General features: G+C 63.9%; 12 protein-coding genes. All 12 read left to right on the top strand.

Features of this window, described 5'->3' with window-relative positions; all coding sequences use genetic code 11:
- Positions 1-21: 21 nt before the first annotated feature.
- The 12 genes from ACWTU7_RS00840 (at position 22) to ACWTU7_RS00785 (ending at position 14509) form a co-directional block, all read left to right on the top strand.
- A complete protein-coding gene (locus ACWTU7_RS00840) occupies positions 22-321 on the top strand; it encodes a hypothetical protein (RefSeq protein WP_455837346.1) in 300 nt (99 codons plus the stop codon).
- A gap of 121 nt (positions 322-442) precedes the next feature.
- Positions 443-1108 carry a response regulator transcription factor gene (locus tag ACWTU7_RS00835; protein ID WP_029354594.1) on the top strand — a complete coding sequence of 222 codons (666 nt, stop codon included), beginning with the start codon at positions 443-445 and terminating at the stop codon, positions 1106-1108.
- Complete coding sequence (locus ACWTU7_RS00830) at positions 1092-2543, top strand: ATP-binding protein (protein WP_029354592.1); 1452 nt, start codon at positions 1092-1094, stop codon at positions 2541-2543. Before ACWTU7_RS00835 ends, ACWTU7_RS00830 begins: the two co-directional genes overlap by 17 nt.
- A 177-nt stretch (positions 2544-2720) precedes the next feature.
- Positions 2721-3161, top strand: a complete 441-nt coding sequence (locus tag ACWTU7_RS00825; protein ID WP_455837345.1) for a hypothetical protein — start codon at positions 2721-2723, stop codon at positions 3159-3161.
- 115 nt (positions 3162-3276) lie between these two features.
- Positions 3277-4410, top strand: coding sequence for a c-type cytochrome biogenesis protein CcmI (gene ccmI / locus ACWTU7_RS00820; protein WP_455837344.1), 1134 nt, complete (start codon positions 3277-3279; stop codon positions 4408-4410).
- Between the two features lie 3 nt (positions 4411-4413).
- Positions 4414-4857 carry a cytochrome c maturation protein CcmE gene (ccmE, locus tag ACWTU7_RS00815; RefSeq protein WP_065010432.1) on the top strand — a complete coding sequence of 148 codons (444 nt, stop codon included), beginning with the start codon at positions 4414-4416 and terminating at the stop codon, positions 4855-4857.
- Between the two features lie 74 nt (positions 4858-4931).
- A complete protein-coding gene (locus ACWTU7_RS00810) occupies positions 4932-6923 on the top strand; it encodes a heme lyase CcmF/NrfE family subunit (RefSeq protein ID WP_455837343.1) in 1992 nt (663 codons plus the stop codon).
- Entirely contained in the window at positions 6920-7387 is a 468-nt protein-coding gene (locus ACWTU7_RS00805; protein ID WP_029354584.1) for a cytochrome c-type biogenesis protein, read from the top strand. Before ACWTU7_RS00810 ends, ACWTU7_RS00805 begins: the two co-directional genes overlap by 4 nt.
- Positions 7388-7517: 130 nt before the next feature.
- On the top strand, positions 7518-9047 hold the full coding sequence (locus tag ACWTU7_RS00800) for a DegQ family serine endoprotease (protein WP_065010479.1): 1530 nt from the start codon (positions 7518-7520) through the stop codon (positions 9045-9047).
- Positions 9048-9403: 356 nt separating this feature from the next.
- A complete protein-coding gene (locus ACWTU7_RS00795; RefSeq protein WP_029354580.1) occupies positions 9404-10078 on the top strand; it encodes a response regulator transcription factor in 675 nt (224 codons plus the stop codon).
- Position 10079: 1 nt separating this feature from the next.
- Entirely contained in the window at positions 10080-11549 is a 1470-nt protein-coding gene (locus tag ACWTU7_RS00790) for an ATP-binding protein (RefSeq protein WP_455837342.1), read from the top strand.
- Positions 11549-14509, top strand: coding sequence for a bifunctional [glutamine synthetase] adenylyltransferase/[glutamine synthetase]-adenylyl-L-tyrosine phosphorylase (locus ACWTU7_RS00785; protein ID WP_455837341.1), 2961 nt, complete (start codon positions 11549-11551; stop codon positions 14507-14509). Before ACWTU7_RS00790 ends, ACWTU7_RS00785 begins: the two co-directional genes overlap by 1 nt.
- The last annotated feature ends 11 nt before the right edge of the window (positions 14510-14520 follow it).

Here is a 14520-nt window from a genome sequence, read left to right as displayed (position 1 = left end):
CGATGCGTTAGGACGCTGATCATGAAAACGCTTCGCTCCCATTTCCGAACCGCGACACTGGCGCTCTGCGCTGCCGGTCTGTTTGCGTCGCAGGCGACGGCGCTGCCGGTCGTCGTGCCCGAGCAGAACCGGCCGATCGTCCTGGCTGCCTCCGACTGCTACGCGATCGGTCAGCAGGTTGCCGAGCAGAATGGCGGCACGCTGGCCAAGGCGTCGCAGTCGACGCGCGGTGGCCAGCCGGTCTGCGTCATCGTCGTGCTGGTCCCGGGCAAGGACGGGCAGCGTCCGCGCCGCACCGAGATCGTCATTCCGCTGAACTGATCCCTGCCGTTTCCCAGGCGCTGGAATCGGCCTATAGATGACGCCCAGTTTCTCGACAGGGCAGCCTCTCAAATAGGGCAGCTCTTCAACAGGCCAGTTCTTCAACAGGTATGATCCCCGCATGCGCGTACTCGTTGTCGAAGATGACAAGGATCTCAACCGGCAGATATCGGACGCGCTGGTCGATGCCGGCTATGTCGTCGACCGGGCTTTCGACGGTGAGGAAGGGCATTTCCTCGGCGACACCGAACCCTATGATGCCGTCGTGCTCGACATTGGCTTGCCGCAGATGGACGGCATCAGTGTGGTCGAGCGCTGGCGGCGCGGCGGCCGCAAGATGCCGGTCCTGATGCTGACGGCGCGCGATCGCTGGAGCGACAAGGTATCCGGCATCGACGCCGGCGCCGACGATTATGTCACCAAGCCGTTCCACATCGAAGAGGTGCTGGCCAGGGTCCGAGCGCTGATCCGGCGCGCGGCCGGCCATGCGTCGTCCGAGTTGACCTGCGGGCCGTTGCGGCTCGACACCAAGGCCTCCAAGGCCGATGTCGACGGCGTGCCGCTGAAGCTGACGTCGCTCGAATTCCGCCTGCTTGCCTATTTGATGCACCATATGGGCGAGGTCGTGTCCCGGACCGAACTGGTCGAGCATCTTTACGATCAGGATTTCGACCGCGATTCCAACACAATCGAGGTCTTTGTCGGGCGGCTTCGCAAGAAGATGGGCATCGACATGATAGAAACCGTTCGCGGCATGGGCTATCGAATGCGTGAGCCGGAGGCGTAAGGCGGAACCGCTCAAACAGACTGCAAGAACGCCGCTTTCACTGCGGTTCTGGCCGCGTTCGCTGGCGTTCCGGGTGATTGCCTTTTCCACAGTCTGGGCGATACTCACCCTGATTGTCATCTTCACGCTGATCACAACCCTCTATCGCCAGGCGAGCGAGCGCGGTTTCGACAGCCTGCTGTCGGCGCATCTGTTCAATCTGATCGGCTCGGTCGGCGTGTCCGAAGGCGGTTCGCTGACCGGCGCTCCCGACCTTGGCGACCTCCGGTTCTCGGAGCCGAATTCCGGCTGGTACTGGTCGGTGGAGCCTGCGTCGGAAGGCGTACGCGGTGAGCTGCACTCCTCCTCGATGACCGAGGCAATCCTGTCGCCAAGCGTCGCCGAGGTTCCTTTCAATGCCAGCTTCCAGCGCAGCTATGCGACAGAAGGCATCGATGGCGAGGAACTGGAAGTGTTCGAGAGCGAATTCGTTCTCGACGCGAAAAATCGCGCAGCGCGCTTCCGTGTCATGGGCAACAAGACCGAGCTCGAGCAGGAGATAGGCGCCTTCCAGCGTCGCCTGCTGACCTATCTTTCCCTGTTCGGCGTCGGCATGATCGCCATCAACGCCATCGCGATCCTGTTGGGCCTGCAGCCATTGCGCCGGGTCAGGAACGCTCTCGCTATGGTGCGCGAAGGAACCGCGCAAAGGCTCGACGGTCGCTTCCCGGCCGAAATCGAGCCGCTCGCCAACGAGACCAACGCGCTGATCGAAAACAACAAGCGTATTGTCGAGCGCTCACGGACGCAGGTCGGCAACCTCGCCCATTCGCTGAAGACGCCGCTGGCGGTGCTGATCAATGAGGGGCGGGCGCTCGGCGGCGCCAAGGGCCAGCTCATAGCCGAGCAGGCCGCGTCGATGCAGAAGCAGGTTGACCATTATCTGCAGCGCGCCCGCGTTGCGGCACAACGCGACAGCGTCGTCTACCGCACGCCGGTGGCGCCGCTGGTCCAGCGCATGGTACGCGTGCTGCAAAAACTCAACCCGCAGACCGCTCTCTCGCTGTCGCTGCCCGCAGTCGATATCGTCTTTGCCGGCGAACGCGAGGATTTGGAAGAATTGCTTGGCAATCTGCTCGACAACGCCATGAAATGGGCAAAGAGCGCGGTCGCCGTGTCGGTGGCGCCGATCTCCGGCAAGAAGAGTGGCGTCGGCAAGGAGGGTGCTGTCGATCTGTTCGAGATCAGCATCGAAGATGACGGCCCGGGCATTCCCGAAGACAAGGCGCGCGAGGCGCTGAAGCGCGGACGGCGGCTCGACGAGACAAAGCCGGGGACCGGGCTTGGACTTGCCATTGTCGCCGACCTGGTCAACGAGTATGGAGGCGTTCTGGCTCTGGAACGGTCGAGCATGGGCGGGTTGAAGGCGGTGGTTCGATTGCGGAGCCTTCACTAGACTTATGCTTTTGCTGGGCTAGTCGACATTGATCGACCGTGCGTGATATTGCGGCATGTCGACTGGTCCCGGAGCCGTCGGCCGCGGCCAAATTTCCGACAAACATCGACACTATGGCCACGCCGACTTCCCCCGATGGCGCGGCCCAGCTCTAACTCAAGAAAACTGGTTGTTGGCATGAAGATTCGCGTCGCGCTCGTTTCCGCACTGCTGGCCGTTTCCGGCTGCACGACGCTGGGCAGGAGCCCTGGCTCCACGGTGGCGCCGCAGCCGGCCGCCACGCCGCAAAGTGACGGCAAGATCGCGACGACGATCATTTCCGCCATGGGGGGCGGCCTCGTCAGCGGATCGATCGGTACCGGCTTGAGCGATCCCGAAAAGCGCAAGGCGCTGGAGGCGGAATACAGGGCGCTGGAGTACACGGCGAGCGGCCAGAAGGTGAGGTGGAAAAGCGATCGGTCGGCGCATTACGGTGAAGTCGTGCCCGCCCAGCCCTATCGTGTCGGCTCGCAGGATTGCCGGCAATACACCCATACAGTCTTTACCGGCGCCGCCGGCGCCACCGCGCGCGGAACCGCTTGCCGCAACGCCGATGGCAGCTGGACGCCACTGACATAACGACCGGCCGAATGCTCCGGTTGACATCAATCAAGGACATGCGACGCTCCTGCCGTCAAAGCGTCGCAGGACCGCTGTGTTGGCAGGGCAGGGCTCTGCCGTTATTGGAATAAGCATGCTGTTCTGGGTCATAGCTGCCATTCTCACGCTGGGTGCAAGCCTGGCGGTTCTGATACCGCTGGCCAGCGGCTCGAAGGGTGGTTCGGCAAGCAGCGATCATGACCTTGAAGTCTATCGCGACCAGTTGTCCGAGCTTGACCTGGACGTGGCGCGTGGCCTGATCCAGCCGGCGGAGGCCGAAGAGGCGCGTGCGGAGATCGCCCGCCGGATCCTTCGACTTGACAATGCCGCCGACAAGTCAGCGGCGCGGCAGCCGTCAATGGCGACCAGGCTGGTTGCGACGGCCGCGGTCCTGGCGGTTCCGCTGGTCAGTTGGGGCTTGTACAGCCAGCTCGGCTCGCCCGATCTGCCGTCGCAGCCGCTCAGCGAGCGGCTGGCCAAGAATCCCGCCGATAGTTCGGTGGACGAGCTGGTGGCACGCGCCGAGTCCCACCTTGCCGCCAATCCGTCCGATGGCAGGGGTTGGGATGTTCTGGCGCCGGTCTATCTGCGCATGCAGCGGTTCTCGGATGCAGTGACGGCCTATCGCAACGCCATTCGCCTCGACGGCGACAGCGCCGCCCGCCAGGCCGGCCTCGGCGAGGCGATCGCCAGCGCAGCGGGCGGCATTGTCTCGGCCGACGCTCAGGCCGCTTTCGAGGCGGCGCTGAAGCTCGATCCGGCAAATCCGAAGGCCAGCTTTTATCTGGCGATGGGCATGGCACAGGAAGGCCGCATTGAGGAGGCGACAGCGGCCTGGCAGAAAATGCTAGCGGCCTTGCCGCAGGACTCAGCCTGGCGTGGCGCCGTCGAGCAGGCGCTGGCCGAATCCGCCAAGCGGACCGTCGCTTCGGGAGAGCCTGCAAAAGGCCCGGACGCCGGGGATGTCGGTGCCGCCTCGTCGATGTCGCCGCAGGACAGGGAGGCGATGATCAACACCATGGTTGCGGGACTTGATGAAAGACTTCGCCAAAACCCGCGCGATGCGGAAGGATGGATGCAGCTTATTCGTTCCTACGTCGTGCTGGGCAAGGCCGATCAAGCACGCGACGCGCTCAATCGCGGTATCGCCGTTTTTGGCTCAGATAGTGAGGAAGCGAAGAAATTCACCGCCTTTGCCGTCTCGCTCGGCCTGACGGCGACGGAGTAAAACATGACGCGCAAGCAGAAAAGACTGTCGGTGATCGCCGGAGGGTTGGCCTTCCTCGGTGCCGCCACCGGCCTGACCTTCTACGCGCTCGGCCAGAAGGCCTCCTACTTTTACATGCCCGCCGATCTGACCACCGCCAGCCTGCAGCCTGGGCAGCGTATCAGGCTCGGCGGCCTCGTCGAAAAAGGTACGATCGAGCGCGGTCAGGGGGCTACCGTCGCTTTTTCGGTGACCGACAACCAGAAGCAGGTCAAGGTCACCTACACCGGCATTCTTCCCGACCTTTTTCGTGAGGAGCAGGGCGTCATCACAGAAGGCACGTTTCGCCCGGACGGCGTCTTCGTCGCCGACAGCGTGCTGGCCAAGCACGACGAGAACTACATGCCCAAGGAGGTGGCCGACGGCCTCAAGTCCAAGGGCGTGTGGCAGGAGAGCAAGAGTGACTAGGCAGGTTCCGCAAAAGTGTCTCACGGTTTTGCGGCAAGAACCTGTGGCAAAACGAAAACCTGGCGGGCGCCACAATGGTTGAAACCGGACATTTCGCGCTGGTCCTGGCGTTCGCGCTGTCTTTGGTGCAGACGCTGGTGCCGATGTTCGGCGCGCACATGAACAACCAGAAGATGATGGCCGTCGGCGGTCCGGTCGCGGTGACCGGCTTTACCTTGACCGCTCTGTCCTTCGCGGCGCTGGCCATAGCCTATGCGACGTCCGATTTTTCGGTGGCCAACGTCTGGGACAACTCGCATTCGCTGCAGCCGCTGATCTACAAGATCACGGGCACTTGGGGCAATCACGAGGGCTCGATGCTGCTCTGGGTGCTGATCCTGACCTTTTTCGGCGCCCTCGTCGCGGCTTTCGGCCGCAATCTTCCCGCGACCCTTCGAGCCAATGTGCTGGCCGTGCAAGGGGCGGTCGGCGCCACCTTTTTCCTGTTCATCCTGGCGACGTCAAACCCGTTCGCCAGGCTCAATCCGGCGCCGATCGAGGGCCGCGATCTCAATCCGATCCTGCAGGATCTCGGCCTCGCCATCCATCCGCCGCTGCTCTATCTCGGCTATGTCGGGTTCTCGATCTGCTTTTCCTTCTCGGTCGCCGCCCTCATCGAAGGCCGCATCGACGCGTCGTGGGCCCGCTGGGTGCGGCCATGGACGCTGGTCGCCTGGATGTTCCTGACCGGCGGCATCGCCATGGGTTCCTACTGGGCCTATTACGAACTTGGCTGGGGTGGTTTCTGGTTCTGGGATCCGGTCGAGAACGCCTCCTTCATGCCTTGGCTGGGGGGCACGGCGCTGCTCCATTCGGCGATCGTCATGGAAAAGCGCTCGGCCCTGAAGATATGGACACTGTTGCTGGCGATCCTGACCTTCTCGCTGTCGCTGCTCGGCACCTTCCTGGTGCGCTCAGGCGTGCTCACTTCCGTCCACGCCTTCGCCACCGATCCGACGCGAGGCGTGTTCATTCTCTGCATCCTGACACTGTTCATCGGCGGATCGTTGGCGTTGTTCGCCCTGCGCGCCTCGAGGTTGACGGCCGGCGGCCTGTTTCATCCGATCTCGCGCGAAGGAGCGCTGGTCCTCAACAACCTGTTCCTGACCACGGCCACTGCCACCGTGCTGATCGGCACATTGTATCCGTTGGCGGTCGAGGCCGTTTCAGCCGATAAAATTTCGGTCGGCGCGCCGTTCTTCAACCTGACATTCGGACCGCTGATGGTGCCGCTATTGGTCGTGGTCCCGTTCGGACCACTGCTGGCCTGGAAGCGCGGCGACATCTTCGCCGTCGCCCAGCGCCTGATGGCGGCCTTCGCCGCAGCGCTTCTGGCCGTGCTGGTAACGGCCTTGTTCATCGATGGCGCCTCGGTGTTCGCGGCACTTGGCGTCGGCCTGGCCTTCTGGCTGATCTGCGGCGCGCTCACCGATATTGCCGTCAAGTCCGGCTTCGGCACTGTCGCGCCCGGCGTCATGCTCAGGCGCTTCGCCGGCCTGCCGCGTTCGGTCTTCGGCACCGCACTCGCCCATCTTGGCCTCGGGCTGACGACGCTGGGCATCGTCGGCACGCTTTGCTTCGGCACCGAGAAGATCTTGTCGATGCATGCTGGCGAGACCGTGCAACTGTCCGGCCACATGCTGCGTTTCGAAGGGCTCTATCCGGCCCAGGGACCTAACTATAGCGAGGATCGCGGCCGCTTCGCTCTGCTCGGCGTCGATGGAAGCACTACCGCTGTAATCACCTCCGCCAAGCGCTCCTATCCGGTCCGACAGATGACGACGACCGAGTCCGGTATCAAGACGATCGGTTTCAGCCAGCTCTATCTCTCGCTTGGCGACGAGGGGACCGACGGTTCCGTCGTGGTGCGGCTGTGGTGGAAGCCGCTGGTGACGCTGATCTGGGGTGGCGGCCTTGTCATGATGGCGGGTGCCGCGATGTCGCTCATGGACCGGCGCCTGCGCGTCGGGGCACCGTCCCGCCGTCGCAAGTCGGCGGGCGCCGTACCTTCCGCGAGCCTGCTATGACTGCAAGATTTTCACTGGCCTCCTTAGTCTTGCTGCTGACGCTGTTGTTTGCCGGCGCCGCACTTGCGGTGAAGCCCGACGAGGTTCTGGCCGACCCGGCGCTCGAGGCGCGGGCGCGGACGCTTTCGGAGCAGCTGCGCTGCATGGTTTGCCAGAACCAGTCGATCGACGAATCCGATGCCGACCTTGCCCGCGACCTGCGCGTGCTGGTGCGCCAGCGCCTCGTCGCCGGCGACACCGACCGGCAGGTGATAGACTACATCGTTTCCCGCTACGGCGAGTTCGTGCTGTTGAAGCCGCGCTTCAGCCTGCGCAATGCGCTGTTGTGGGGTACGCCGGTGTTTCTGCTCTTTGCCGGCGGGATTTTCATAGTATTGACCGCCCGGTCGCGCCGATCGACGGCAACCAATGCGTTGACCGCCGAGGAGCAGGCGGAGCTGGACACTATTTTGCACCGGGACTGAAGGCGGCGGCCGCCCGCAAACATTACAAAAGTTTCATGCACCGGAAATGGCGCCGTAATGTGCGCGCCCCTATTTCTCTTGCCCGAGGATGCCGACCGAAGCGCATCCCTTGAAAGAGGATACGAGACCCATGAATATTGCCCCCAATTCAAATCCCCGCACCCGCAAACGCCTGTTGGCTGCCGCCGCTTCAGTGGCCATTGCCGGCGCGATCGGCTTCGGCGCGGTTGCCACCGGGACAGCCCCGGTCCTGGCCGAGGCGGTGCGTGTCGAGGCACCGCAGGTCCCGAGCTTCGCCGACGTGGTCGAGCGCGTTTCGCCGGCGGTCGTCAGTGTCCGCGTCAAAGCCAAGATAGAAACGACCGCCGACGACGGCTCCGACCTGCCCGACGCCTTCGGCAATCTTCCCGACGATCCGCAATTGCGCCGCTTCTTCAGGGAGTTCCGTGGCTTTGGCGATCAGGATGGCCGGGATGGAATGCGGCGTTTCGAACGCCGTGACCGCCAGCCGCGGCCGGTCGCCCAGGGTTCCGGTTTCTTCATCTCCGAGGATGGCTACCTCGTCACGAACAACCATGTCGTCGGAGACGGCTCGTCCTTCACGGTGGTGATGCATGACGGCAAGGAACTCGACGCCAAGCTGGTCGGCACAGATCCGCGCACCGACCTCGCTGTGCTCAAGGTCGAAGGCGACGGCAAGTTCACCTATGTCGACTTCGCCGACGATTCCAAGGTTCGCGTCGGCGACTGGGTCGTGGCCGTCGGCAATCCGTTCGGCCTCGGCGGCACGGTCACCGCCGGCATCGTCTCGGCCCGTGGCCGCGATATCGGCGCCGGCCCCTATGACGACTTCATCCAGATCGACGCCTCGGTGAACCGCGGCAATTCGGGCGGCCCGACCTTCAACCTCAACGGTCAGGTTGTCGGCATCAACACCGCGATCTTCTCGCCGTCCGGCGGCAGCGTGGGCATTGCCTTCGACATTCCCGCCTCGACGGCCAAACAGGTCGTGCAGGATCTGATGAAGGACGGCACCGTCCAGCGCGGCTGGCTTGGCGTCGAGATCCAGCCGGTCACCTCAGAAATCGCCGAATCGCTCGGGCTGAAGTCCGATAAGGGTGCGCTCGTTTCCAGCGCGCAGGAGGATGGTCCCGGCAAGAAGGCCGGCATCACCGCCGGTGACGTCATCACTCAGGTGGACGGCAAGGACGTCGCTTCGCCGAAGGAACTCGCCCGTCTGATCGGCGCCTACCAGCCCGGCAAGCCCGTCGACGTCACGCTGTGGCGTGACGGCAGGAGTGAGACCGTCAAGGTCGATCTCGGCACGCTGCCTTCGAGCGACAAGCAGGCTTCGGCCGACCAGCAGCCTTCCGCTCCGGCAAAGGCCGATACGCTGGCCGATCTCGGTCTCACCGTCACCAGGTCCGACGATGGCAAAGGGCTTGTGGTAACCGATGTCGATCCCGACAGCGATGCCGCCGATCGCGGCATCCAGCCCGGCGACGTCATCACCTCGGTCAATTCGACGGAGGTCAATGGCACCGACGACGTCGCCAAGGCCATGGCCGATGCGGTGAAGTCGGGCCGCAAGGCGGTGCTGATGCAGATCACCCGCGACGATAGCAACCGCTTCGTCGCGCTGCCTGTCGCCAAGGGCTGAGGTCCAAACTTTTCCGGTGCGGCGGTTTCAAACATCCCCGGGGCCGCCGCACGGGAAAGCACGGGGCTTGAATACATTAGTTAGTCAGTCATCGTGTTCCGCCCCAGCGGCAGCGGGCGATGGAAGCCCGCTGCCGCTCGAACAATGCATGACGGCATGTCAAACAACAAAGCAGGTCGCCCAAAAGCCCGCCTCGGGCTTGATCCGAGGGTGCCGGCGGCTCGGCGTCAGCGACATTCCAAAACAAAGACTTACTGCGTATCCTTGAATCACTTTGTTCGCGAAACGCCCTGATGAAGGCCACGATACATACGCCGGCCACTCAATCTTCCAGCGAAATCGCGTATAACGGTCCCATGAAGATTCTCGTCATAGAAGACGATCGCGAAGCGGCCGATTACCTCCAGAAAGCCTTTACCGAGGCCGGACACACCGCCCATGTCGCCGGCGACGGCGAAACCGGCTTCGCGCTCGCTGACTCCGGCGACTATGACGTGATGGTCGTCGACCGCATGCTGCCGCGCCGCGACGGCCTGTCGGTCATCGCCGGTCTGAGATCCAGGGGCAACACGACGCCGGTGCTGATCCTGTCGGCGCTCGGCGAAGTCGACGACCGGGTCACCGGCTTGCGCGCCGGTGGCGACGACTATCTGACCAAGCCCTATGCCTTTTCCGAGCTTCTGGCCCGGGTCGAGGTGCTGAACCGGCGCGCCAGCGCCAGGGAAGCCGAAACCCTCTACCGGGTCGGCGATCTCGAGCTCGACAGGCTCTCTCATTCGGTGCGACGCGCGGCGCGCGAAATCACGCTGCAGCCGCGCGAGTTCCGCCTGCTGGAATATCTGATGCGCCATGCCGGCCAGGTGGTGACGCGCACCATGCTGCTGGAAAATGTCTGGGACTATCATTTTGATCCGCAGACCAACGTCATCGACGTTCACGTCTCGCGGCTGCGCGGCAAGATCGAGAAGGGCTTCGACAAGCCGATCCTGCACACGGTTCGTGGCGCCGGCTATATGCTCAAGAGCGGGTAGCATGGCTCTTTCCATGCCGGCCATCATGAAGACGACGGCAGCGCGGCTTTCGGCGCTCTATCTCCTGCTGTTCGCCATATGCGCGGTGCTGCTCGTCTTCTACATGACTTCGCTGTCTGCACGCATGCTGACCGGCCAAACGCAAGAGACCATCAACGACGAAGTGCTCGGCCTCGCCCGGGCCTACCAGCGCGGCGGCTTGCCGCTGCTGGTCCGCGTGGTCGAGCAGCGCTCCCGCCAGCCCGGCGCCAATCTCTATTTGATCGCCGACACCAACGGCCAGATCCTGACCGGAAACGTTCAGAGCCTGGAGCCTGGCGTTCTCGAAGCCGAGGGCTGGACGACGGAGCCGTTTTCCTACCGGCGCTTCGGCGAGGGCGAGCTCGAGCGGCAACGCAACCCGGTGGCCGACCCGAACGAACCCAGTCAGAGCGAAGTCCAGATCGAAGGCGAGAAGGGCCACAACGCCATCGCGCTGGTGCTGCGCCTGCCAAACCAGATGATCATGCTCGTCGGCCGCGATCTCGGCGAGCCTGAGCGGTTCCGCGCCGTCATCCGTCGCGCCTTGATGCTGGCGCTCGGCATGATGGCGCTCGGCGGGCTCCTGATCTGGTTCTTTGTCGGCCGCGCAGCGCTGAAGCGCATCGACATCGTATCGGAAGCCAGCCGCCGTATCATGGGCGGTGACCTCTCCGGCCGGCTGCCGGTCACCGGGGCCGGCGACGAGTTCGACCGGCTGTCGGAAAACCTCAATTCCATGCTGGCCAGGATCGCCACGCTGAATGAAGGGCTGAAGCAGGTCTCCGACAACATCGCCCACGATCTGAAGACACCGCTGACCAGGTTGCGCAACCGTGCCGAAGCGACGCTTTCCGGCAAGCACAGCACTACCGACTACCGCCAGGCGCTGGAAGGGACGATCGCCGAGTCCGACCAGTTGATAAAGACCTTCAACGCCATCCTGATGATCTCCAGGTTGGAGGCGGGCTATTCCTCCGAAAGCACCAGCCGGGTCGATCTGGCTGCGTCCGTGCACGATGTCGTCGAGCTCTACGAGCCGGTGGCGGAGGAGGCGGGGGTGACACTCGAGACCTCGGGTCAGGATGGCTTCGCCGTCGAGGGCAATCGCGAGCTGATCGGCCAGGCGCTATCGAACATCGTCGACAACGCGATAAAATATTCGACCGATTCGACCTCCAAGCCGACCGTCCGCGTGGCGCTCGATCGCGTCGGCAGGGAAATCAGGCTTTCCGTCACAGACAACGGCCAGGGCATTCCCGACGATGCCGATCGCGCCAGGGCAACCGAGCGTTTCGTGCGGCTGGAGAAAAGCCGCTCGCAGCCGGGTTCCGGCCTGGGCCTCAGCCTCGCCAAGGCAATCATGACATTCCACAATGGACGGCTTGATCTTCTGCCCGCCGATCCCGGATTGTCCGTCGTCATGAGTTTTCCCGAACGGGAGGATCGCTGATGGCGGTGAGGGCGGCTGGGGAACAGACCAACTGGCTTTTGAAGCCGGCGGCAAAGCTCGCTCCCCTGGATCAGAACCGCGCCAGGCGGGAATTGTCGGAAATCACTTCCGCCGCGCAGGAAGACGGGCTTACCCGGCTCGCGAAATTTCTCGCCGGCAAGGGCGCCAGTCAGGAGTTCCTCGCGGCAGTGTTCGATCTGTCGCCATTCCTGCGGGGCACCGTGCGCCGCCGCCCGCAGATCCTTGATGCGCTTTTCGATGAGACCGTCGAGACCCGGTTGGCGTCGATCGGCGCCGCGATCGACAAGGCGGCGCGGGCGGAAGGCATTTCTGAAAACAGCCTGATGATGGAGCTGCGGCAATGGAAAGCGGAAGCGCATATCCTGATCGCGCTGGCCGACCTTTCAGGCGAGGCTGAAACGGCAATCACAGTACGGCGGCTGAGCGATCTTGCCGACGCCTGCACCCGCGCTGCCGTCGACTTCCTGCTTCGCGACGCGCACGGACAGGGCAAGCTCGAACTTCCGTGCCCCGAGGATCCGGCGCGCCGGTCGGGCTGGATCCTGCTCGGCATGGGCAAGCTTGGCGCGCATGAGCTGAACTTCTCCTCCGACATCGACCTCGTCGTTTTCTTCGACCCGCAGGCGCCTGCCGTCGTCGATCCGCTCGATGCGACGGAGCTGTTTTCGCGCCTGACCCGCCGGCTGGTCCGCATTCTCCAGGACCGCACCGAACACGGCTATGTTTTCCGCACCGACCTCAGGCTTCGTCCCGATCCCGGTTCGACGCCGCTCGCGATCCCGGTCGAGGCGGCACTGCGCTACTACGAGGCGCGCGGCCAGAACTGGGAGCGCGCGGCCATGATCAAGGCGCGTTCGGTGGCCGGCGATCTCGCCGCCGGTGCTGCGTTCCTGAAGGACCTCCAGCCCTACATCTGGCGCAAATACATGGACTACGCGGCGATCGCCGACGTCCATTCGATCAAGCGCCAGATCCACGCCCACAAGGGCCACGGCGAGATCGCGGTGAAGGGCCACAACGTCAAGCTCGGCCGCGGCGGCATTCGCGAGATCGAATTCTTCGTCCAGACCCAGCAGCTCATCGCCGGCGGCCGCTTCCCCGAGCTGCGCGGCCGCGAGACCGTGCCGATGCTTGGTCAGCTTGCGGCACGCGGCTGGATTACGGCCGACGCGCGCGACGCGCTCGCTCGGCAATACTGGTTCCTGCGCCGTGTCGAGCATGCCGTACAGATGGTCGCCGACGAGCAGATCCATATACTGCCGGAAGATGACGAAGGGCTCGAACGCATTGCCCGCATGCTCGGTTTTGCCGATGCGGGGGTTTTTGCCGAGGCCTTCCGCGCCGCACTCCATCAGGTCGAACGTCACTACGCAGCGCTTTTCGAAACCGCGCCCGAGCTTTCGGCCGGCATCGGCAATCTGGTCTTTACCGGCGATGTCGATGACCCCGATACGTTGCAGACCCTGCAGAGACTGGGATTTCAGCGGGCGAGCGACATCTGCCGGGTTATCCGCGGCTGGCATTTCGGCCGCTATCGCGTCACCCAGTCGGCCGAGGCGCGCGAGCGGTTGACCGAACTGACGCCGGCGCTGCTGCAATCCTTCGGCCAGACGCGCCGGGCGGACGAGGCGTTGATGCGCTTCGACGAATTCCTCGCCGGCCTGCCCGCCGGCATCCAGCTCTTCTCGCTGCTCCAGTCCAATCCGGCTCTGCTGAAGCTGCTGGCGACGATCATGGGCGCGGCCCCCCGGCTGGCCGCCATCATTACGCGCCGGCCGCACGTGTTTGACGGCCTGCTTGATCCGGCCCTTTTGACCGAACTGCCGGACCGCGCCTATCTGTCCGGCCGTCTCGCCGCCTTCCTCGAAGGCGATAGAGCCTATGAGGACGTGCTCGACCGCTTGCGCATCTTTGCGTCCGAGCAAAAATTCCTGATCGGCGTCAGGCTGCTTGCCGGCTCGATCGATCCGGCCCGCGCCGGCCGCGCCTTTTCCGATCTGGCCGATCTCACCATCGAAGCGGCGCTGCAGGCGGTCATCGCCGAGTTCGCGCTGCGCCACGGTCGCATCGCCGGCGGTACCGTTGCGCTGCTCGGCATGGGCAAGCTCGGCAGTCGCGAATTGACGGCCGGCTCCGACGTCGACCTTATCCTGCTCTATGATCACGACACCGATGCCGAAGAATCCGATGGCGACAAGCCGCTCGCCCCATCCCACTATTACAGCAGGATGACGCAGCGGCTGATATCAGCCGTGTCCGCGCCGACCGCCGAGGGCGTTCTCTACGAGCTCGACCTTCGCTTGCGGCCGTCCGGCAACAAGGGGCCGGTGGCGACCCATGTCGATGCCTTTAAGAAGTACCAGCGCAAGGACGCTTGGACATGGGAACACATGGCGCTGTCCAGGGCTCGCGCGATCGGTGGCGATCAAACGCTGTGCACCGAGGCCGAGGCCGAGGTGGCGGCGGTGCTTGCCCTGCCGCGCGACAGCGCCAAGGTGATGGCCGAGGCGTCCGAGATGCGCACGATGATCGAGAAGGAGAAGCCGCCACGCGATCTCTGGGACATCAAGCTGATTCCGGGCGGTCTCATCGATCTCGAATTCATCGCGCAGGTGGCGGTGATCACGGGAAACGTCGAAGCCGGCCGCCGAATCACCGGGACGGCGGAAGTCCTGTCGAGGCTGGCGCCGGATTTCGCTGAGGTCCAGGTCAGGCAAGAGCTTTGCGATGCTTATGCGCTTTATCTGGCGCTGACCCAGATGACGCGGCTCTGCATCACCGGCGTATTCGAACGGGACGACGTTCCGCCGGGGCTTTCGGATCTGCTTCTGGCGGTTACCGACCTGCCGGATTTCGGTGTGCTGGAAGCGCACCTCAAGGAGACATCGCAAAAGGTCAGAAAGGATTTCGACCTTTTGCTTCGTGCGAAACGATCATGACAACGCCAAAC

The organism is Mesorhizobium sp. BHscii (genome assembly GCF_053848065.1).
This window is presented reverse-complemented; position numbering and strand designations above follow the sequence as displayed.

Excerpts from the sequence above, each read along its gene's own strand:
- ACWTU7_RS00840 (WP_455837346.1), top strand. The coding sequence starts at position 22 with ATGAAAACGCTTCGCTCCCATTTCCGAACCGCGACACTGGCGCTCTGC.
- ACWTU7_RS00835 (WP_029354594.1), top strand. The coding sequence starts at position 443 with ATGCGCGTACTCGTTGTCGAAGATGACAAGGATCTCAACCGGCAGATA.
- ACWTU7_RS00825 (WP_455837345.1), top strand. The coding sequence starts at position 2,721 with ATGAAGATTCGCGTCGCGCTCGTTTCCGCACTGCTGGCCGTTTCCGGC.
- ccmI (WP_455837344.1), top strand. The coding sequence starts at position 3,277 with ATGCTGTTCTGGGTCATAGCTGCCATTCTCACGCTGGGTGCAAGCCTG.
- ccmE (WP_065010432.1), top strand. The coding sequence starts at position 4,414 with ATGACGCGCAAGCAGAAAAGACTGTCGGTGATCGCCGGAGGGTTGGCC.
- ACWTU7_RS00810 (WP_455837343.1), top strand. The coding sequence starts at position 4,932 with ATGGTTGAAACCGGACATTTCGCGCTGGTCCTGGCGTTCGCGCTGTCT.
- ACWTU7_RS00805 (WP_029354584.1), top strand. The coding sequence starts at position 6,920 with ATGACTGCAAGATTTTCACTGGCCTCCTTAGTCTTGCTGCTGACGCTG.
- ACWTU7_RS00800 (WP_065010479.1), top strand. The coding sequence starts at position 7,518 with ATGAATATTGCCCCCAATTCAAATCCCCGCACCCGCAAACGCCTGTTG.
- ACWTU7_RS00795 (WP_029354580.1), top strand. The coding sequence starts at position 9,404 with ATGAAGATTCTCGTCATAGAAGACGATCGCGAAGCGGCCGATTACCTC.
- ACWTU7_RS00790 (WP_455837342.1), top strand. The coding sequence starts at position 10,080 with ATGGCTCTTTCCATGCCGGCCATCATGAAGACGACGGCAGCGCGGCTT.
- ACWTU7_RS00785 (WP_455837341.1), top strand. The coding sequence starts at position 11,549 with ATGGCGGTGAGGGCGGCTGGGGAACAGACCAACTGGCTTTTGAAGCCG.